Below are 21,696 nucleotides of genomic sequence, written 5' to 3'. Positions count from 1 at the left end.
TTCCCCTTTTATAATGAGTATTTCTCTAGCTGTCCAATTATTGAATGATCAGCTAGACAAAAACCTTTGCATTCATATCTTTCCGATTCTTCATTAAAGGAGAGAGTGCGCAAAATGGTTTCATTTTTCAGCTGTGATAGTAGTTTACCCTCACTGGAAGGTAAGAAAACATTATACGGTATCATTTTCTCAATGACGTACTTTTCAATTTCTTCCATGATTGTTTCCAGGTCTTTTTGGTCATAGGCACTGATTAATAACGAATCATTACTGGAAGACCTTAAAAAGTCGACGTGAACCCTATCCTTCTTATTATACAACGTTAGCTGGGGAATGGAAGAGACATCTAAGTCATTTAATAGGTTGTGAACCGTTTTCTCATGATTAAAATAATCCGAGCTAGACGAATCGACAACGTGGAGCAACAAGTCCGCTTCCTTCACTTCCTCTAATGTCGAGCGAAAGGCTGCAATCAGGGAAGTCGGCAAATCCTGAATGAAACCGACGGTATCGGTCATTAGTACAGTGAAGCCGCTAGGAAGAATCGCTTTTCGCGTCATTGGATCGAGAGTGGCGAATAACAGGTTTTCTTCAAAAGAATCCGCTTCTGTCAAACGGTTGAACAAGGTTGATTTACCAGCGTTCGTGTAACCAACCAGAGCAACCTGAAACGCCTTATTTCGTTTTCTCCTTTCACGATACCTCTCACGATGCTTCACGATTCCACTTAGTTGTTGCTTGATTTCATCAATTTTCCCTCGAATGTGACGGCGGTCACTTTCGAGCTTCGTCTCTCCCGGTCCCCGCGTACCGATTCCGCCTCCTAATCTGGACATGGCTGTACCCTGCCCGGCTAAACGGGGCATTAAATATTGGAGCTGGGCAAGTTCCACCTGGAGCTTACCTTCCCTCGACCTGGCTCGCTGAGCAAAAATGTCCAGTATAAGCTGAGTCCTGTCAATCACCCTCGCCTCGAGGAATTTAGAAAGGTTCCGGATTTGACTCGGTGATAATTCATCATTGAAAATGAATAAATCAGGCTCCAATTCCGCTTCCAGGTTTTGTAGTTCTTCTATTTTCCCTTTGCCTATATATGTAGACGGATGAACCCGTTCTCTTTTTTGTGTAATGGTCATCAATACCTCGCCATTTGCTGTCTTAGCTAACGACGCCAGCTCCTCCAGTGAATAGCGGAAATGCTCCTCATCCTCTGTCGTTTGACAACCAATCAATACAGCGGTTTCCCTTATTGCCTGTTCCAATTCACACACCACCTAAACAATTTTCATCCATCATACCAAATAAATGGCCACATATAAAATTTTCCTGAAAACAGGGCCAGTAACCATATTAATATCACCCGTAACATGCTAAAATCAAGTTTGGCTTTACCATAAATCTGAAATGACATAGAGGGAAAAGGATATGACGTGGGAAGTATTAACCTTCATTGGTACAATTGCATTTGCCATAAGTGGAACCATCATTGCAATGGAAGAAGAGTATGATATTTTAGGAGTATATATTTTAGGAATTGTTACGGCTTTCGGGGGAGGCGCGATTCGAAACCTTTTAATCGGCGTGCCTGTATCTGCGCTTTGGGATCAAAGCCTCTATTTCACCGTCGCCCTGGTCTCAATCACCATCGTTTTTCTTTTCCCTACCAATCTATCAAGGCATTGGGACAGATGGGGAAACTTCAGTGATGCCATTGGACTCTCTGCGTTTGCTATCCAAGGTGCCATGTATGCAGTGGAACTAAATCATCCAATTAGCGCCATTATCGTGTCCGCGGCACTAACCGGTTGTGGTGGGGGAATAATCAGGGATGTACTTGCCGGGAGAAAACCGTTAGTCTTTAGAAAAGAAATCTATGCCGTTTGGGCAATCATCGCAGGTTTGGCTCTAGGCAGTGGACTTTTCTCACAAGCATGGCATTTATACACACTCTTTATTTTCGTCACTTTATTCCGCGTGCTATCTTACACCTACAATTGGCACCTTCCTAATAAAAAATGGGTCCCGAAAATATAAATGCGAAAGGCCAGCCACGTTTAATGGCGGGCCTTTCTGTTGTCACTCCTTCTCATCATCCTCAAAAACGAGATCTTGACTGGTCAGTGTAAGCAGGTCGACCTTTTCAAACGTATCTTCTATTAATAGGCGCATGGCCTGCGCCCTTATCGATTTTTCAAGTACATTCCGAATATAACGTCCATTAGAAAACGACACCACTCCACGATCGGAACGTAATACAATCAAATGTTCCTTTAACTTCCTTTCGGCATCCCGGCTCATAATATATTCACGCTCTTGCAACATGAGGCCAGCTATCTCCATTAACTGATCGATTGTATAGTCCGGAAAATCGACGACTAGTGGAAACCTCGAATAAAGCCCTGGATTGAGACTTAGGAAATAGTCCATTTCACGAGAATAACCTGCTAAGATTAAGATGAATTCGTGTTGGCGATCTTCCATATGCTTGACAAGCGTATCTATCGCTTCTTTGCCAAAATCCTTCTCTCCACCTCTTCCCAAAGAGTAGGCCTCATCGATAAATAATATGCCACCTATTGCCTTTTTAATCAGATCACGTGTTTTTTGGGCTGTATGACCAATATATTCACCGACCAAATCGGCGCGTTCCGCTTCAATCAAATGCCCTTTAGAAAGGACATTCATCTTTTGAAACAACTTACCAATCAATCGGGCAACGGTAGTCTTACCTGTTCCTGGATTCCCTTTAAACATCATGTGAAGTGCTTGCTGACCAGTCTTCAGCCCTCTGGTCTCACGTTGTTTGTTTATGTAAATCCAAGCGTATATTTCCTTTATCATGCGTTTCATCTCATCCATTCCAACCAGTGCCTTCAGTTCGTCTTCTATTTCCTTCAAAGCCACATGTTGTTGGGGAATTTCTTGGACCAACACTTCTTTGACCGGCAAATCTTTCTGTAGTGATTTTCTATTTTCCGCATTAAAAACGATATTGATTTGCCCGTTATTTTTCATACGGATCGGTTGTTCCAATGTCTTCACCTCTCCATCTTGGACCCTAAACTTTTAAACCATTCATTTAACATGAAACACACACGGACCTTTCGGGTCATTTTATGTTTTCCCTTCGCCAATATCTCCGTCTAATTTACTTTTGTAAATATTGGGTTTTTCAGTTAGCTTTCTTGTCTATAAAGGGGCTTTCGACAATTTATCTCCTATTCATCATTTCTTTCATTCATGTCATTTCCTGCGCTTTCCCGAGAAATGATTCTTCCTTCCATATATATATTCAAAACGAACAAGTAAAATAATCGAATCCTTGAAAAAGATACAAGCTCTTAGCACAAAAAAACAGGCCGCCCTGTGGGCCGCCTGTCATTTTGCTATCATGTATATGGTTATTCCTTCACTTCGTAATCAATTTGAACATTACGCTGTGGAGCGAATGTGGATATAGCATGTTTGTATACCAATTGCTGCTTACCTTCGGATTCGAATAACACAGTGAAATTATCAAACCCTTTAACCTGGCCCCTGATTTGGAAACCATTTAATAAGAAAACCGTCACATACGTCCCATCTTTTCGTAATTGATTAAGAAATTGGTCTTGAATATTTACGGATTGCTTCATGATTTAGTCCTCCTCTTTTCTCTCTAAATTTATGTATTCGCCTTCTTTGAAAAGCTTTCCTGCTACAAATCCAGATATTTCATTTATTTTTTTTGTAAACCCTTCGATGTCCGTCATATTAAACCAGATTACATCCATTTTATTTCGGAACCAGGTCAATTGACGTTTTGCATATCGGCGTGAGTTTTGCTTCAAAGAATCGATCGCTTCTTCCACCGAAGCCCGGTCTTCAAAGTAGTCGTATATCTCTTTGTAACCAATTGCCTGTATCGATTGGCAATCCCTCAATCCTTGATCATAAAAAGATTGTACCTCTTCAATCAATCCGGCTTCCACCATTCCATCAACTCGTTGGTCAATACGTTCATATAACTTGTCCCGATCCATTGTCAGTCCTATTATGCATGTATCATATTTCATTTCCGTGGGTTGTTGATTCATCTGCTCACTCATTGTTTTTCCTGTACAGTGGTAAATCTCAAGTGCACGAATCACCCTTCTTACATTATTAGGGTGTATTCTTTTAGCACTTTCTGGGTCCACACTCCGCAATTGGTCAAAAACAGGATCAATTCCTGCTTCGTTGACTTGTTTTTCGAGCTGTTCCCTATATAGAGGATCGGATGGCGCTTCAGAGAAATGATAATCATAGATTACCGATTGAATATATAAACCCGTGCCTCCTACTATGATAGGGAGTTTGCCTCTGCCCTGAATATCCTCAATGCAAGCATTTGCCCGCTTCTGAAACTCAGCTGCACTGAATGGTTCATCCGGCCCCTTTATATCAAGTAGATAATGGGGAATGCCTTCCATCTCTTCTCTTGTGATCTTTGCAGTTCCAATATCCATTCCCTTATAAACCTGCATGGAATCCCCACTGATTATTTCTCCATTAAATCGCTTGGCCAACTCAATGCTCAGTTTCGTCTTGCCTACTGCCGTCGGTCCAATAATGACTAGAAGTTTTCCTTTTTGTTGTGTCAACTTTATTCACTGCCTTATATGATTTTTTTTTATCTTATCACAAAACGCCACAAAAGCAGTTAAACATCTAACCATTATATCCATTCCTTACTCATTTATTCACATCGGCGAATATATCTCCTTAACAAGTTAGCGAAGGTTCTGATTCAACGCTTGGAGTACTGTCTGTAAATCCACATGACTAAGGGCATGATCCCATAAACGGGTTCATGCCCCTAAACATCCCTAACAAAATAAAGCATCTCACTTTTTGGGCGGTCTATTTGTAAAAACTTCATTCCACAGGTATTAAGACCGTTACAGTCGTTTCTACTTCATTCGAATCTACTGATATCTCACCGTTGTATCTTCTTACTAGATCCTTAACGATAAACAGACCTTGACCACGCTCTTTTCCTTTTTCTTTCTTTTTAGTGGAAAATCCACTTATATAAATCTTTTCCAGATCCCCCCTACTAATCATCTGTCCTGAATTCGTAACGGTGAATCTATATTTTCCTTTATCCTTTTTACAAATGATATTCATACGCCGCTCTTGCTCAGGTATTTCAATCGTAGCTTCTATGGCATTATCTATTATATTTGATAACAATTTAATTAAATCTATCGTCTTAATCGTATCGAAAGAATCCGGAGAAATATCAAGGCTTATATCAATATTATAGTTTTGGGCAGACAGCCTTTTCGTTTCCAACAGCACCGATAACCCAGGGTGTGTAACGTCCATTTCCATGGATTCTATGGTATGGATCTCCTTAGAGAGACCTGTTAAGTATTCTAATGCTTTATCTTTTTCTCCAAGTTTTAAAAGACCGTGTACGACCTGAATGTGATTGGAGAAGTCATGCCTTAGGGAACGAACAGATGCCATAAGAGATTGAAACTCCGCCCTGTACGTATCCTCAGTATCCCCTACCTCTCGTATCAACTCTTTTCGATACCATCTTTGCATGATTGTAAAAGCAATGGCCAGGATAATGACAAAAGCGCCCGAATAAATCAGATTAAAAATGCTGCTATTGATAACCTCATCGCTTATTGCGTGAATATCTTCAGCACTCGCATCCACTCCTAAAAAACCAATTACGGAGCCTTCCTTATCCTTTATGGGAACTCCTACAGTCATATACTTCCCATATATGGGGTCATCCAGAATATCCGTGATGAAGTTTTCTCCCTTATAAGCCTGTCTGACCTGGCGTTCGGGGACCGTGCATAGTTCCCCAATTTCAGGTTCTCTTTTAACGTTTTCTGGGAGACCTGCAATCATGGTCCTTGACTCTTGGGGGTTTTCCACTTTTAAAGTATAGATGTGTACAACGCCAACATTTTCACGGACATTCTCTAAATAGGCTTTAATATCCTCATATTCTTGGCTCTTTACTGGGTTTTTAAGAAAGCGTTTATAGGCTTCTATATCCAACGTACTAGCAACAGACTTAGCAACCAAGAGATTTTGATTGGCCACAGACCTTTGAACAGTATTTTTGATATTTAAATAAGAAGTAAACATATTAAGAAGGACAAATCCAAGTAACAATAGGAATATCATTATAATGAATGCTTTTACCTTTTTATTTTTCATAAAATTCTATATACCCCATCTCTTGAAGTTGAAAATCGGATATTATACTATAATTTTACTATAATTACAGAGAAAGAAATATAGTAAACTTATTTTATATCGATTATCATAGGTATATTTAATCACAAAATGAATAAATAAGATAATGACACAACGTTCTAAATATTCCTTTTTCTAGACTTCAACAAGTGTGAAAGGACCCTGGACCATTAATCTTTAATGGTCCAGGGTCCTTTTTTCGACTATCATGCTTTATTAATTGATTTCATTTAAATTTCCTCAGGGATTTTTAGTCCCTCGATAAAGGATTTGAAACTTTCTGCCACTTTATAAATATTTTCATCCTGACTGGAGGGATCTGCGTACCACCCCTGATCCCAAAAGAAGATTCCTTGTTCTTCATCATTGTTTATCAACAGGATTTTTCCTGCACAGGTATCGTTGCCGATTATAATGCAATTTGTATGTAAACCATCTTTATTATTTTCATGCAACTTTTGTAAATCAAGCTGTTCACTATCGATATCCAACCCATATAACACGTCTAACGATACAAGTGTGTCCAATGCCTCTACATAAAACTTACCATTTTGAACGGTAGTGGTCCCTCCGTTATATTCAAGGAGGAAATGTTTATAATCAGCCGGAATCTCGAAACCGACATACCTCTCAAAGTTATTGACCGCTTCCTGTGTTGCTTTGCCGTATCCAGTGATTTTCCTCATCCTATCAACTCCAGTTCGTTTTAATAAAAAACTACATTAGCCACCTATATGCCTAAACTTAAATGTAACCAGGGGATAACTCCGAAGATATATGTTGATTGCAGTTGTCTTTCAATAGCCCCTTTAATATCTCTTTTTACAATAAATAACAATTTCTAATTATAATTGTACTATACCATGTAGATTTTCATAATTCTTGGGGAAATAGTACGTTTTCATCAAATTTCCCACTCGTTGCTTGTAAAAGAAAACTTCACTATAACTATTATTCCCCATATTTATCCTATACCACTTTCTTAAAATATATTAACATAATTTCGTTTGTTTTTTTCAGTATTTTCTGCAAATAAAAAGGAAAAATAAAGGTGTTGACATAGTTCATCTTTACGTTGCTATGTCAACATCCCCCAGCCTCAGTTACAACTTATTTCTATTCTTTTCCTCATTTTCACTTATTTTATCTAGCATTGAAATCGTATCTACCAAGTGATTATTAAATATTTGACGTGCTATTGAAAGAAGTTCCACAATCATGGGGTCTCTTAGTGAATAGACCACGCGATTTCCATCTTTCGTTCCTACGACAATATTTTTCGCTCGTAAAACGGTTAGCTGCTGGGAAACTGCGGATCCTTCACTACCAATGAGATTTTGGATTTCATTTACGTTTTTATCTCCTTCTGACAATAACTCGAGAATTTTTATTCTCAAGGGATGTGCAAGTGCCTTAAAAAACTCCGCTTTAAATTGTTGCATCTCAAGATTCAATGATAATTCTCCTCTTCAATTTAATTAACTGGAAAAGGCCCGTCTTCTTTCCTCAATACCTTTGGTGAGATCCCCTGATAAAGCCGAACATTCTCTAAAGGCAAAGTGCTTGCAGCCAAGACACTTATTCCTATTTAACTGTTCAAGAGCGTAATCAATCGCTACTCCTGTATGATCAAAAAAATGATCTTTCCCAATTACTTCATATAAGCCAGTTTTGATCAGAAGCGTTTTAGGTTGTGGTTTGATTCCAGAAATCAAAACGAGACCGTGTTTAGAAAAATGATGAACGATGTTAGAAAGATAAGACTCACCAGTGGTATCCAACAATGGGACTTGTCCCATTCTTAAAAGCAGTACCTTTGGTTTGGAATGGGTTGTCCCAATAATAGACTGTTCAAAAGTTTGGGCTGCACCGAAAAAGAGTGGCCCTTCCACATTATATATACTAATCTGTGGACAATCATGCGTAGATGTAACTACTCGGCTATCAACCTGTTGATGTTTATTATTGGGATTAGGCAATACTTTTTCAGTTACTATTGTATCACTCATTCGTTTTATAAATAAAAGGACGGCTAAAATAAGCCCCACTTCTACGGCGCTGGTTAAATTTTCAAATACCGTCAATAAGAATGTTATAACTAGAATGAGTGAATCTGTCGTTTTGATTTTGACCATATTAAAGAAAAGATGCCTCTCACTCATATTCCAAGCAACCACCATCAATATCGGAGCCATACTTGCCAACGGCACCTTTGAGGCGTACGGTGCAAACAGCACTAAAACCAAGAGGACGACTATGCCATGAACCACACCGGATACCGGGGAAACAGCCCCGTTTTTAATATTGGTAGCCGTTCTTGCGATTGCACCTGTCGCTGGGATTCCACCGAATAGAGGCGTAATTATATTAGCAACGCCTTGACCAATCAATTCCTTATTACTATTATGCTTACTACCGGACATCCCGTCTGCCACGACTGCTGATAATAATGATTCTATTGCTCCTAGCATGGCTATGACAAGCGCGGGTCTAATTAAAAGTTGAATGCGATCTAAAGTAATCTCAGGAAATTTGAACTGTGGCAAATTATTTGGAATTTCCCCATATGTTGAACCAATCGTTGCTACTTGACCCGGAAATAAGAAAGTGGCAACCAATGTCGAACAGATAATGCCGATTAGTGGCCCTGGAATCTTTGGAAAGAACCTAGGTGTGCCTAAAACAGCCATTAAACAAATACCTGCGGTTAATACGCTGTACATGTTCATGCTTTGAATATGCATGAATATTTCCTTTACATTATTAATGAATTCTTCGTGTTTCTCCACACCAGACAATCCCAGAAAGTTCGGAACCTGGCCCACAAATATGATGACAGCAATCCCAGCGGTAAACCCAATCGTTACAGGTTTGGGAATAAACTTAATTAATGAGCCTAATTTAAAAATCCCCATTAAGGTTAGGATGATTCCTGCTAAAAATCCAGCAATTAATAAGTTTTCAAACCCATATGTCATTACAATCCCAAATAAAATCGGGATAAACGCACCTGTTGGCCCACCTATTTGAAATTTCGAACCCCCTAATAGGGAAATCAATACTCCGGCAATGATTGTCGTGTATATCCCATATTCAGGTTTTACACCTGAAGCTATAGCAAATGCCATGCCTAATGGAATGGCAATTACACCGACTACGAGTCCAGCTATAAAATCTTTTTGTAAAGATTGAAAAGAATAATCTTTGTATCTTCCATCAATAAGCCAATTTCGCTTCATAAAAAAGCACTTCCTTTTTTTATTTTTGTATATCTGATTATTTGAATATACGATTATTAGAATTTAACCCTTTCTCTTCTTTTTGTCAAAGGTCATTTTAAAGAAGGGGGTAATTCAGTAGGAAGCGTGAATCATTTATTTTTGATACAGTACCTTTTAATGGGTCCTTTCTATATATATTTGGCAAAAAAAGAAGCACTTAACCCATTGGTCAAATGCCTCTTTTTACTAACTTCCTTCCACTATATATTTTCCCTGTACGTAATTGTCCTTTCATTCTGTTTCAGGGAAAAAGATTTGAGCTGTACGGATATCGACTAAAGCGGGTAACTCTGACTGCAAAGCTTCTGTGATGGATGCTTCCAAGGAGTTATCCTCTTCGACATGCACACCCTTCCATCCACAGGCTTCTGCTACCTTTACGAAATCAGGATTTGTCAGACCCACGCCCACTTCATCCCCTCCCTCAGCTTTAATTTTATCCCGTTCCATTTGTAGTGATTCATTATTGAGTACGAAGATGGTAATCTTAATGCCGTATCGTTTGGCTGTCAGTAAGTCAGCAAGTGTCATCTGAAGGCCTCCGTCACCGACAACGGCTACTACTTGTTTTTCCGGTTCGGCTAATTTGGCAGCCATTGCAGCTGGAAGACCAAACCCCATCGTTCTCCAATATCCTGAAAATAGAACCCTTTGGTTTTGTTGGCGCAAGATTCTATTCGTCCAAACAGTTACATCCCCAGTATCGATTGCCAGGATCGCATCTGGATCTATCGTCCTTTCAATCGCTCGAATAATCCTTGCTGGGTGTATAGGAGAACCTTCGCTATTGCCTTCCTGTTCCAATTGCGCTGACCATAATTCTTTCACTTCCCGGCAACGACCGACCCACTCATCATTCTTGTTGTGCCCTTTTAATCCAAGATTCAATTGAGGAATAACCTCTTCAGTATTACCTTTAATACCGATTTCTACGGGTATGCTTTTTTCGATCTTGTCAAAATTACTGTCTATCTGTATAATCTTCGCATCGGTTGGCACATATCCTTCGGGCCACCAAGTAACACCGGCAAGCAATACGACGTCAGCCTCCAGGAAGGCGCTCTTCGCATATGGATTGCCGCCTTCCCCGATGCCTTGTAAAAGATTTGGAGAGTTTGCCTCGAAAGCGCCCTTACCCCCAAGGCTAGTAAGAATGGCAGCACCCCACGTATCCGCAAGCATCTCAATCGCTTCTGAAGCACCACGGGCACCGGCTCCAGCCAGTATCATAGGTTGTCTCGCTGTTTTCATTACCTCAAGAATCCGATTCTTGCTTTCTTCTTCCAGCGAGGAAGTACTTTTAACAAGTAAAGGTAAACGCCTTGGTCGCACTTCCGTTTTTTTATCGAAAAAATCCTTGGGTATGGAAAGGTGAGTAACCCCTCTCTGGCCAAGCGATTTTTGGGCCGCTTTGTGCATCACTTCAATAATGGCATCCGGGCTGGTCAAATTCACACTATAAGAAGCAAACGGCTTCACAAGTTCCTGTTGATTCACATATTGTTGAAAATCCGTTCCTATTTTATCACTCGGAGCCTGCCCTGTTATGGCCAACACCGGTGCTTTATCGGAATAGGCATCACCAAGTCCATTAAGCAAATTAGTGACCCCAGGTCCCATGGTCGCGGTACACACACCCAATCCCCCTGTTAACTTGGCCTCCGCCGAAGCCATTAAAGCGGCTACCGATTCATGCTTAACAGCAATGAATTTAATATTTTCTTGATTCGACAGTGCATCAATCAGTCCAATTATCGTATCTCCCACCACTCCATAAATTCTTTTCACATTCATGAGTTGTAATTGTTGAATGATTAACTCGGCAACTGTATTCTTAGAATGCTCCAAAATCCTTCAACCCTCTCGTTTTTATTACTTGCGTTAATTTATCCTATTATTTTTTACACTAATCTCCTTTCTTTTAAACAAATGTATTGAATTTTATTTTTTTTATAGTTAGTTCTATCAAAAAAGCCATCTGAGCATTAACAGATAGCTTTTATACTTGTATGGATTTCTCATCATCTTTCTATTACGTATATCACTATAGCAACATACAAAATATTTTTTAAAAAAAGGATACTGATAATGCATGAAATAATTAATATTGAGGATATACGAAAGATAGCCATGTATTTTTTATCCAGTGATCCCCGCTTGTATTATGTATGGAAAAACAACATCATTTCATGATGGAAATGAACATTTAAGGAATTACAAGATAAAGCGTTAATTAAAAAGGGCAGGCCAGGGCACCCAATCAAAAATGATTGAGTGCCCTTTTACTATTTATAAAGTACGTTCATCCTGATTATATGATTTTATAATCATCATAAGTAATTATTAACCTACTCATGGACACAGTTTCTGCACGTATCCTGTTTTTATCTCGACAATATGCGATAAGCGAACTATTGGGAAGTTTGGCCGTACAATTCCATTTGTTATGCTTTTTAGAATATCTGGAGGAAATCTGAATCATTTCTCCATGAACTTTTAATAATCGACGTTTGATCAAAGGCATCATCTCCAATACAAGTAATATCTTATACCCTGATTTTAGAGAGTTTATTCGTAAAAACTAAAAGAAATACAAAAAAGTAAGAAAATTATAGGTATTTTATAGGAATGAAGCCTATTTCTAAGGTGAATTCTCAAAAAAACCATAAAAATGGAGAATATAGAAGATATTCAAGTTTCCCGATGATACCACGAAAAATGTCCCCTGGCTTACACGAACATAAATAATAACTTTAAGTTATATTCATATTGTAAAAAACTATTTGAAATTAACAGTCGGTAGACGTATGATTAGGAGTGTTAGGATAGAGACACGTGAGTTCAGTAAGTTAATAGGTTCTATCAAAGGAACTACATATCAGTATGGGCCTCTAGTAGCGATAACTTTTTAAAGAGATTTTCAAAGTTATAGTTTCTGACTTCGATAGTAATGTGACTTTGCATCCTAATTAGCAAATTAAGTTCAACGCAAAGGGGAAATAGATATGGCAGATGTAGTCTCAAAATCAAAACCTGAAAACGAAACACTTAATATCTCTGCAAGCCAGGAACAAAGAGATATCCTAGATCAACTTTTAAACCCTGAGGTTCAACAATCACTGAATAATTTAGTAGAACAATTACCAAAATTAACGGAATTGGTTAATATTTTGACAAAGTCATATGATTTTGCTCAATCTGTTGCAACTGATGAAGTATTGAAAAATGATACAGTCAGTGCTATTTCAGAAATGGCAACACCAGTTGTATCTTCTGTAAAGGGCCTTGCTGCGAATGCAATCGAAGCAAAGGACCGGGCTGAAGAAAGTACGGAAGTCATTGGTCTTTTCGGTTTACTACGTATGATGAAAGATCCACAAGCGCAAAAACTTTTCCGTTTCGCAAGTGCGTTCCTTGAAATCTCTGCAGAACGTAAGAACCAAAACTAATTCTATTATTATCATTCAACCAGTTAGGACGGGGGATTAACAAATGTCAAAACATATCGTCATCTTAGGTGCAGGATACGGCGGATTACTATCTGCATTAACGGTTCGAAAATACTTAAATAAAGATGAAGCACAAGTTACAGTGGTTAACCAATACCCAACACACCAAATTATCACAGAACTTCATCGTCTAGCAGGAGGATCAGTTTCTGAACAAGCTGTTGCCATTCCGTTAGAAAAACTTTTCAAAGGAAAAGACATCGACCTTGTCATTTCCAAAGCTGAATCTTTCTCAGTGGATAAAAAACAAGTTAAACTTGCTAATGGTTCTACTCTAACTTACGATGCTTTAGTTGTTGCTTTAGGAAGCCAAACAGGATTCTTCGGCATTCCAGGACTTGAAGAAAACAGCATGGTATTAAAATCTGTACATGATGCAAACAAAGTTTACAAACATATCGAAGATCGCATTCGTGAATATTCCATTACGAAAAATGAAGCGGACGCAACGATTGTAATCGGCGGCGGTGGATTAACTGGCGTTGAATTAATCGGTGAAATCGTAGATCATTTCCCTAAAATTGCAAAACAATTTGGCGTAGACTACAAAGACTTGAAAATCAAGCTTATCGAGGCTGGTCCAAAGATTCTTCCTGTATTACCGGATTCATTAATTGAACGCGCAATGACAAGTCTACAAAAACGTGGGGTCGAATTCTTAACTAGCCTTCCTGTAACAGGTGTCAAAGGCAATGTTATCGAATTGAAAGATGGACAAACCATCACGGCTAATACACTTGTTTGGACTGGTGGGGTCGCTGCTCTTCCTATCGTTGGGGAATCAGGTCTTGAAGTGGACCGTGGTAAAGCAACTGTCAATGAATATCTTCAATCCAAGTCTCATAATGACGTATTCGTTGTTGGCGATAGTGCCGTTGCCTTCCCTCCAGAAGGTGGACGTCCATACGCACCAACCGCACAAAACGCTTGGCAAATGGGCGAACTAGTCGGTTACAACCTATATGCAGCATTTGAAGGTAAAACACTAGAAAAATTCGCACCTATCAATTCTGGAACACTTGCCAGCTTAGGTCGTAAAGATGGTGTAGCAACAGTTGGGGCTAACAACACTGAACTTAAAGGCTTACCTGCCACTTTAATGAAGGAAGCTAGTAACATCCGTTATCTTACTCATATCAAAGCGCTTTACAATTTGGTCTATTAAGTTCAACACTGAACTTAATCATTTGTAAATAAGTAGACGCTGAGAAAAATCCAGTTTCTGTCCTTAGACGGAAACTGGATTTTTCAATTCCACCAATTGATAGATTAGGAATCTATTGACGAATTAATAAATGATAGAACATGGTCCCCTCCTCCGTAGTATGGCAAGGCAATACAATAAGTATAGACTGAGGGCATTTTTGCCGGACCTTAAATTCAGGCCTGGTGCCACCCTCTTTAGCGTCCCTGTTACATTTCCCATACAAACCCATCAAGAATGAAATCATATACGTTAACATTTACAGAATATGCTCCTTTTACAAATACCAAACATGACGATCAGCCCTACAACCTACTCTCTGCCGTTATTAAGAAATTTTTTCGAATTACCTTTAGCTATTGATTTCGCTACCCCTCATTCATGAAAAAGCAAAAAAACAAGCTGAAGCGCGATTTGCATGCTTCAGCTTGTTTTTTATTTTTCTTCTTCCCAAATGATCCATTCATGAACTTCAAGGATTTCAAAAAATTTCACAAGTCGTGGTAAGGCCGGTTCGGCTTCTTCCCCAAAGTGTTCAATCATCGCTTCCGAAATCGCTTGAACATTCTTGCGATATGCCATTTGTTCAATGGCAAATCTCCCAAACTTATCTAGCTTGATTTTACGAAATGCCCTTTGCTTCAAGAAACGAATCGTCAGTCTCTCGATGAAGTTAGTTCTCTGGATAATCAAAAATCCTAAGTCCGAAGAAGAATCCATTTCTAGGGTGACACGACTTTCCAAAAGAGGAACCATAGTTAACAGGTTCCTCTTTGATTTTTGCTTTTTACGAAACATCTTCTTTATTCCTTTTGCTAGATACAAACCAAAGTACTCCAGCTAAAGCAAGGAAAAGTAAGAATGGTATTAGGTTGCTCGCTATCACCGCTACGGCTGGAACTTTTACTCCCACTGCAATTAAGACTGCAATAAGCACTCCAATCAATGATTCACCGGCGATTAAACCGGACGCGAACAATGTTCCTCTATCTACTCTTGCTTTACGTGCTTCTTTAGATTTAGAAAAACGTTCAACGAAGTAACGTACAAATCCACCGATCATGATTGGCGCACTCGTATGAACTGGCAAGTAAATCCCAACTGCCACACTAAGTGAATTCAAACCGAAGAACTCTAGAGTAATGGCAATCGCCGTTCCGATGAAGATAAGGGTCCAAGGTAAGTCTCCTCCAAGAACACCTTCAGCAAGAATTTTCATCAAGGCCGCTTTAGGTGCAGGAAGTTCTGCAGAACCCATTGTATAAGCATTATCCATTAACACTAAGGTAAAGCCAATGACAGCTGCAGATGCAACGACACCAATCATCATCGCAACTTGTTGTTTCCATGGCGTACCACCGACAATATAACCTGTTTTCAAATCTTGAGAAACGTCACCTGACACTGCAAGTGCCGTACAAACGATTGCAGCAACCGTTACTACAGCTATCATGCCATCCATGCCAGTGAAGCCTGTTGCCTTATAAATAAGCGCTACAATTAGTAGTGTCGCAATGGTCATCCCAGATGTAGGGGATGAAGAGCTTCCGACAATCCCAACAATCCTTGAAGCGACCGTCACGAATAAGAACCCAAAAATACCGATTGCAACTGCGCCTATGATACCTACTTCCGTTACAGGTGCAAAGGCAATGATCAAAAGAACAATAAGCATCCCTAACCACACGAATTTAGCAGGAATGTCTTTTTCAGTACGAATTAGCCCGGCTTTAAGCTGACCTTTATTCGCTTGCACGCCTCTCAGCGTTGCAAAAGCAGAACTGAATAGAGTGGGCAATGTCTTAATCAGTGTGATTAAGCCCCCAGTCGCAACTGCTCCAGCTCCGATGTACCGAATATAATTATCCCAAATTCCCCAAGCGTCCAGTTCACCGATAGGAACTTCTGACGGGAATATAGGTGTAGAGCTACCACTACCAAAGAAGCTAATGGCCGGTATAAGGACGACCCAAGCCAATAGACCCCCACCGATCATTTGACCCGCAACACGTGGACCGATGATATACCCGACACCCAATAGAGAAGGAAATGCATCAAGGCCGACTACTGCATTTTTAAAACCAGTGATACCTGTTTCCACTTCCGTTTTAAATAGCTTGAATCCATCTCCAAGCGCTTTAACCACACCACCGATTACTAAACCGACTCCGATTAATTTAGCGCTAGAACCGCCTTTTTCTCCTGATTTCAATACCTCGGCACATGCCGTACCCTCAGGATAAGGTAATGTTTCGTGCTCCCTTACTATTAAAAGCTGACGAAGGGGGACCATCATGAAGACCCCAAGGAATCCACCAGTTAAAACAATGAATAGGATTAACGCTTGACTAACATCCATCCCCCACATAAATAATGCTGGGATAGTAAAAACGGCTCCGGCCCCAATGGCCTCACCTGCTGTTGTCATCGTTTGCACAATGTTGTTTTCTAAGATGGAATCTCGTCGAAAAATCCCTCTCAGGATTGCCATTGAAATTACCGCCGCGGGTATAGATGCGGAAACCGTCAATCCAATAAGGAGACCTAAATATGCATTAGCTGCTCCAAAAACGATGGCAAGAATTATACCTAGAATAATTGCAGTGACAGTTAATTCGGGTAAAGATTTCGAAGCAGAAACGTACGGGACGAATTTGCTCTCTTTCGAATTGTTAGACAATTTAGACACTTCCTATATCTTTTTAACTTTAAAAACACAGGAATTATTATATCACTGTAATTTCTATTCATGCAATGGGAAAATTCTGCTTATTCTTAAATAAGACAATAGGGAAAATTCAGTTAAATGATATTTTATAAGAATATTATTTTGAAAGACTTTGGTTTCTAACTACAATCTTTATCATGGGCATTTGCACATTCTAATGGTAAACCACATATCCTGCTCAAACCAACACTATCGTAAAGGAAGGATACCTATGGATTATGCATCACCTTCGACTCTATTTACCTTCGATGTAAATAAAAGTACTTTAGTAAAAAAAGATAATCTGAACTATATAAATGTATTGGGCATTTCACAGTTGAACACCCTGGAGAATACTTCTTTACTCGATATATTCTTAAGTGCCAATAATATCATCGAACCTCATTACCATCAAAATGCAGCTGAGCTAGTTTATTGCATCTCCGGGGCCGCTACAGTATCCATTCTGAATCCATATACAAAGCTCATTCAGAACTACCCCATTACTCCCGGCCAAGTAGCGAACGTCCCACAAGGCTGGTGGCATTATGAAGTGGCTACCATGGACCAAACACATTTACTTGCTATTTTTAATGCACCTATCCCTGAAGTCATTCTTGGATCGGATATCTTGAAATTAACGCCAGCGGATATCATGGCCCACACTTATTCCATAGATGAAAACCAATGGAAAAAAACGGTGTCACCCGTTCAGCCCTCGACTTTCATTGGCCCACCCGTAACCTATAACAGAAATGGGAATAATCATTCCAATCAATCATGGCACTATCTAAACCAATGGTACGGTAGCCCATACTACAATCAAAATCCATCAGCTTTACCATATTATTAGTATTATTTTAATAAAATAATATAAAATCCCATAAATAACTAAAATATTATCCTTATATTTATATTAATGGTATATTTTAATTAATTCATGCATAAAATAACAGATAAATATCTATACGAATGAAAAAATACTATTTTAAAATATTTATTATCTCACTTTTCTCTTAATAACCATGATAAGATATGCTAGGGTGATATAATGATGAAAAAACTTAAAGTAATATTAGTGGCTGTTCTATGTTTAACTTTATTTACTGGAATCCAGTCAACTGAAGCTGCTGCTTCCAATGTGAAGGTACACTTTATCAATGTGGGCCAAGGCGATTCCATCCTGATTCAAACCGGTAATGAAAACATTTTAATTGATGCTGGTGGAAAAGGAAAAGGCGATGATGTCGTTGCCTATCTGAAAAAACAAAAGGTAAAAACGTTGAATGCGGTTGTCTCGACGCATCCGGATGCCGATCATATCGGTGGACTGGCCTATGTAATCAATAATCTGAAAGTCAAAGCTGTGTACGCACCGAAAGTTGCTCATAGCACACAAGCTTACACAGACTTTTTAAAAGCGGTTAAGAAAAAAGGGCTAAAAATCAAGAAAGCCAAGACCGGGATAGTTATCACGACGAAGGCAAAGAATACGTCATTGAAATTCCTTGCTCCAGTCAAGGACTATAAGACGGACTTAAATAACTGGAGTGCCGTCCTTTTACTTAAACACAATAAAAAATCGTTCTTGTTCACTGGCGATGCTGAAGAAAAATCCGAAAAAGACATGCTTGCCAAAAAGGTAGTACCAAGCGTGGATGTCCTTAAAGTTGGGCACCACGGGGCAAAAACATCTTCTAGTTCAGCTTTTATTAAGAAAGCAAAACCAAAATACGCTATAATAAGTGTAGGAAAAAATAGCTATGGGCATCCTACTTCTACCGTTGTAAAACGCTTGAATTCCATAAAAGCTAAAATCTATCGTACAGACAAATCTGGAAACATTATTTTTACTTCTACAGGTACGAAACTTACTGTAAAGACGGTGAAATAAATGAAGCAAGGAATAATTGATCGCTTTGAAGGTAAAATAGCTGTCGTGGAAATCGATGGTGGCGATATGAAGGATTTTCCGCAAAGCTCCCTTCCAAAAGGGGCCAAGGTCGGAGATATGCTGATTATCGATGGTGATACAATTACTGTCTCCAAAGAAGGAACAAGAAAGTTAAAAAAAGAAATTGATGACTTGATGGATGAGTTGTTTGAAGATTGACTACGACTATCCCCTTCTCAAAATGAGAAGGGGATTTTTTCTACATCTTTTACCTTAATAATAATGAACTAGCTGAGAAACATGAACTTACCCTGGAGGTATATTTTTTAACTTACACGTTCCCTTTCATTCTTATCACTTTTCCCTCTAATTCAAACCCTACTTCCTGCATTCCATTTTTACGATAAAAAGACAATGCGTTTCTATTAGTAGGAGAAACGCGTAGATGATATTCCTTTACCCCATATTTTTTAAAGAAATGAAGAGCATATCGGTGAAGTTCCTTCCCTAACCCCATTCCACGTTTTTCAGGAATGAGATAATAAAGATTTACGTAGCCTACTTTACTACCCTTATATTCTTTAATTGTAAGTTCAAGTTGACCGATGGGCACATCATCTTCCATAACCAAGACAAATCCACCTGGATATCGGTTCGATTTTATTTTTACCCAATCCAGATATTCCTCTACGTTTCCAAGATCCTTATCAGAACCAAAGCTTATGATGAAAGAGTCCCTACGAAATCGAATAATGAATGTTCTATGCTTCGTTACATCAATCGGTTCAAAATGCAAAGAAACTCCTCCCTTAGCATACATATTACGTATTATGTTGGTACCTATCCCAAAGAGAACCCCTTAATAACAAGGGGTTCTCTTTTCATTTTCACATCACCCTTTTAAACATCTTTTCCATTTCGTAAATTGAATAGGAGATGATGATGGGTCTTCCATGCGGACAGGTGAATGGATCGGTTGTTCGCCTTAATTCATCAAGAAGAGCTTGTATTTCATCGTTACGGAGGTGGCGGTTGGCTTTAATGGAGGCTTTGCAGCTCATCATGATGGCCGCCGCTTCACGCAGTTTTTTTATGTCCACCTTTTTCATCGACAATAATTGTTCAATCATGTCTTCAAGGATTTCCTGTTCAATTCCTTTAGGGAACCATTGTGGATGGGACCGGACGATAAAGGAATTGTAACCGAATTCCTCTAAAAAGACGCCGACCTTTTCTAGCTCATCCTTGTATTCATTGATTCGAATTGATTGATCGGTCGAAAATTCTAACGTGATTGGAACGAGCATATCCTGTAGCTCATTTTCGACACGACCAACCTTTTCTTTGAAATATTCATATTTAATCCGTTCCTGTGCAGCATGCTGATCGATGATATACAAACCTTTTTCGTTTTGGGCGAAAATATAGGTGCCATGCATTTGTCCAATTGGATACATAGGAGGTATGCGGCTTAAAGCATCTTCCTCCTCTATTTCTTCCTCATCCTCTTCGACTGTATATGTTGTATACCCTTCAGCGGATTCGAACAAGGACCTTTTTTCTTCTGGAGGTATGACAGGGATAGAGGCCTCTCCCATTTGCATTCCATCTTCACTGCTATATATTAATTCATGCATGGTATCAATATCCTGGTTATCATCGATAGATTCCACTGGAACTTCTTGCTGTTGCTTTTCTCGTATCAAGGTATTTTTTAGCAGGGATGCTTCTTTTTTTGCTTCTTCAAGAACTTGCCTTCCTCTTTCTACGACATGGTCTAAGCTGAGAGACGTCTGCTCGCTTTTAGGCTCCTCTTTCTTTTGTGACGGCGTGAAACCGCTTGGAATCAAGGAAAGTTTCTTGAAAGCTGATTTAATCGTTTCCGATACTAAGGCATATAACTCTTGTTCCTTACTAAGTCGCACCTCTAATTTGGACGGATGTACATTAACATCGACCAAGATTGGATCCATTTCAATATTCAACAAAGCAATTGGGAAACGTCCAATAGGAAGGAGTGTGTGGTATCCCTCCAGGATTGCCTTAACAAGAACATAGTTTTTTATAAATCTACCGTTAATCATCGTCGAAATGTAATTTCTGGAGGCACGGGTGACCTCGGGCATTACGATATATCCGGTTATAGTGAAGTCCAAAGACCTCGTCTCTATCGGAATCATCTTTTTGGCGATATTCATTCCGTATATTGCGGCCAGTACTTGCCGGACATCTCCATTACCATTCGTATGCAAAATACGCTTCTCATTATGCGTAAGGCGTATCGAAACGTCAGGGTGTGACAAAGCCAGCCTGTTCGTGACATCCGTAATGTTTCCTAGCTCCGTATGAATCGTTTTTAAATACTTCAATCGTGCCGGTGTATTATAGAAAAGCTCGGAGACCGTGATGTCCGTTCCTTTTCGGCTTGATGAAGCCTCCAATTCACGAATGATTCCCCCTTCAAGCAGAATTCGGGTTCCTGATCCCTCTCCCGTGCTGCTTTTCATTTCAAAATGGGAAACTGATGCGATACTTGGCATGGCTTCACCACGGAACCCGAGCGTCCGAATCCGAAACAAGTCATTTTCATCTTTTATTTTACTTGTGGCATGACGTTTAAACGCCGCTTCTACATCGTCGGCCGTCATACCATCTCCATTGTCTATGATCCTGATGGACCCAAGACCGGCCTCCACCAATTCAATTTCAATGATGGTACTGTTGGCATCTATGGCGTTCTCCACTAGCTCCTTCACGACTGAGGCAGGACGTTCAACCACTTCGCCAGCTGCTATTTTATTCGATAAAGACTCGTCGAGCTGTATGATTTTCCCCACTTTTATCGCCTCGCTTCA

Annotated in this window: 19 protein-coding genes; 6 read left to right on the top strand and 13 right to left on the bottom strand. The window is 39.5% G+C overall.

Translation table 11 applies throughout. From position 1 onward, the window contains the following. Positions 1-8 precede the first annotated feature (8 nt). A complete protein-coding gene (hflX, locus tag ACIQXU_RS16230; protein ID WP_402956391.1) occupies positions 9-1,262 on the bottom strand; it encodes a GTPase HflX in 1,254 nt (417 codons plus the stop codon). 163 nt (positions 1,263-1,425) lie between these two features. Between hflX and ACIQXU_RS16225 the strand changes: the two genes are divergently transcribed. Then, positions 1,426-2,034 (top strand): trimeric intracellular cation channel family protein, encoded by a 609-nt coding sequence (locus tag ACIQXU_RS16225; RefSeq protein ID WP_402875283.1) that lies wholly within the window; start codon positions 1,426-1,428, stop codon positions 2,032-2,034. Between the two features lie 42 nt (positions 2,035-2,076). Here ACIQXU_RS16225 and spoVK read toward each other — a convergent pair whose 3' ends face one another. From spoVK to ACIQXU_RS16185, 8 genes are all read right to left on the bottom strand, one after another. Further along, positions 2,077-3,033: a stage V sporulation protein K gene (gene spoVK, locus ACIQXU_RS16220; protein WP_402875280.1), complete on the bottom strand. Its 957-nt coding sequence runs from the start codon at positions 3,031-3,033 to the stop codon at positions 2,077-2,079. Between the two features lie 368 nt (positions 3,034-3,401). Next, on the bottom strand, positions 3,402-3,635 hold the full coding sequence (gene hfq / locus ACIQXU_RS16215) for an RNA chaperone Hfq (protein ID WP_034313436.1): 234 nt from the start codon (positions 3,633-3,635) through the stop codon (positions 3,402-3,404). A 3-nt stretch (positions 3,636-3,638) separates the two neighbouring features. Beyond that, positions 3,639-4,622, bottom strand: coding sequence for a tRNA (adenosine(37)-N6)-dimethylallyltransferase MiaA (gene miaA / locus ACIQXU_RS16210; protein ID WP_402875277.1), 984 nt, complete (start codon positions 4,620-4,622; stop codon positions 3,639-3,641). A gap of 274 nt (positions 4,623-4,896) precedes the next feature. Beyond that, entirely contained in the window at positions 4,897-6,207 is a 1,311-nt protein-coding gene (locus ACIQXU_RS16205) for a sensor histidine kinase (protein ID WP_402990818.1), read from the bottom strand. Between the two features lie 269 nt (positions 6,208-6,476). Continuing rightward, positions 6,477-6,932 carry an SMI1/KNR4 family protein gene (locus ACIQXU_RS16200; RefSeq protein ID WP_402875271.1) on the bottom strand — a complete coding sequence of 152 codons (456 nt, stop codon included), beginning with the start codon at positions 6,930-6,932 and terminating at the stop codon, positions 6,477-6,479. A 417-nt stretch (positions 6,933-7,349) separates the two neighbouring features. Then, complete coding sequence (locus ACIQXU_RS16195; protein WP_402875268.1) at positions 7,350-7,700, bottom strand: ArsR/SmtB family transcription factor; 351 nt, start codon at positions 7,698-7,700, stop codon at positions 7,350-7,352. Between the two features lie 24 nt (positions 7,701-7,724). Next, positions 7,725-9,485, bottom strand: coding sequence for a SulP family inorganic anion transporter (locus tag ACIQXU_RS16190; RefSeq protein ID WP_402875265.1), 1,761 nt, complete (start codon positions 9,483-9,485; stop codon positions 7,725-7,727). A gap of 273 nt (positions 9,486-9,758) precedes the next feature. Next, on the bottom strand, positions 9,759-11,375 hold the full coding sequence (locus ACIQXU_RS16185; RefSeq protein ID WP_402875262.1) for a thiamine pyrophosphate-binding protein: 1,617 nt from the start codon (positions 11,373-11,375) through the stop codon (positions 9,759-9,761). Positions 11,376-12,532: 1,157 nt separating this feature from the next. Between ACIQXU_RS16185 and ACIQXU_RS16180 the strand changes: the two genes are divergently transcribed. Together ACIQXU_RS16180 and ACIQXU_RS16175 are read left to right on the top strand one after the other, a co-directional pair. Beyond that, positions 12,533-12,976, top strand: a complete 444-nt coding sequence (locus tag ACIQXU_RS16180) for a DUF1641 domain-containing protein (protein WP_402875259.1) — start codon at positions 12,533-12,535, stop codon at positions 12,974-12,976. A 43-nt stretch (positions 12,977-13,019) separates the two neighbouring features. Then, entirely contained in the window at positions 13,020-14,201 is a 1,182-nt protein-coding gene (locus ACIQXU_RS16175) for an NAD(P)/FAD-dependent oxidoreductase (protein ID WP_402875257.1), read from the top strand. Positions 14,202-14,675: 474 nt separating this feature from the next. Here ACIQXU_RS16175 and ACIQXU_RS16170 read toward each other — a convergent pair whose 3' ends face one another. Continuing rightward, the gene (locus ACIQXU_RS16170; protein ID WP_402868494.1) at positions 14,676-15,038 is read right to left on the bottom strand and encodes a PqqD family protein; all 363 of its coding nucleotides are present in this window, start codon (positions 15,036-15,038) and stop codon (positions 14,676-14,678) included. Further along, positions 15,028-16,920 (bottom strand): OPT family oligopeptide transporter, encoded by a 1,893-nt coding sequence (locus ACIQXU_RS16165; protein ID WP_402868492.1) that lies wholly within the window; start codon positions 16,918-16,920, stop codon positions 15,028-15,030. The genes ACIQXU_RS16170 and ACIQXU_RS16165 overlap by 11 nt, the downstream gene beginning before the upstream one ends. Before the next feature lie 259 nt (positions 16,921-17,179). On the opposite strand from ACIQXU_RS16165, the gene ACIQXU_RS16160 reads away from it, so the two are divergent. The 3 genes from ACIQXU_RS16160 to ACIQXU_RS16150 all read left to right on the top strand — a co-directional run bounded on the left by ACIQXU_RS16160 (position 17,180) and on the right by ACIQXU_RS16150 (position 19,060). Next, complete coding sequence (locus tag ACIQXU_RS16160) at positions 17,180-17,800, top strand: cupin domain-containing protein (protein WP_402868490.1); 621 nt, start codon at positions 17,180-17,182, stop codon at positions 17,798-17,800. Positions 17,801-18,001: 201 nt separating this feature from the next. Continuing rightward, a complete protein-coding gene (locus tag ACIQXU_RS16155; protein ID WP_402990814.1) occupies positions 18,002-18,841 on the top strand; it encodes a ComEC/Rec2 family competence protein in 840 nt (279 codons plus the stop codon). After that, positions 18,842-19,060: a DUF3006 domain-containing protein gene (locus tag ACIQXU_RS16150; protein ID WP_402990811.1), complete on the top strand. Its 219-nt coding sequence runs from the start codon at positions 18,842-18,844 to the stop codon at positions 19,058-19,060. Between the two features lie 112 nt (positions 19,061-19,172). Here ACIQXU_RS16150 and ACIQXU_RS16145 read toward each other — a convergent pair whose 3' ends face one another. Continuing rightward, positions 19,173-19,637 (bottom strand): GNAT family N-acetyltransferase, encoded by a 465-nt coding sequence (locus ACIQXU_RS16145; protein ID WP_402956377.1) that lies wholly within the window; start codon positions 19,635-19,637, stop codon positions 19,173-19,175. A 91-nt stretch (positions 19,638-19,728) separates the two neighbouring features. Further along, positions 19,729-21,678, bottom strand: coding sequence for a DNA mismatch repair endonuclease MutL (mutL, locus tag ACIQXU_RS16140; protein ID WP_402990808.1), 1,950 nt, complete (start codon positions 21,676-21,678; stop codon positions 19,729-19,731). Between the last annotated feature and the right edge of the window lie 18 nt (positions 21,679-21,696).

Source organism: Peribacillus sp. NPDC097284, from assembly GCF_044761765.1.
GTDB lineage: Bacteria > Bacillota > Bacilli > Bacillales > DSM-1321 > Peribacillus.
Note: the sequence above shows the minus strand (reverse complement) of the source record. Positions and strands in the feature narration are given on the sequence as shown.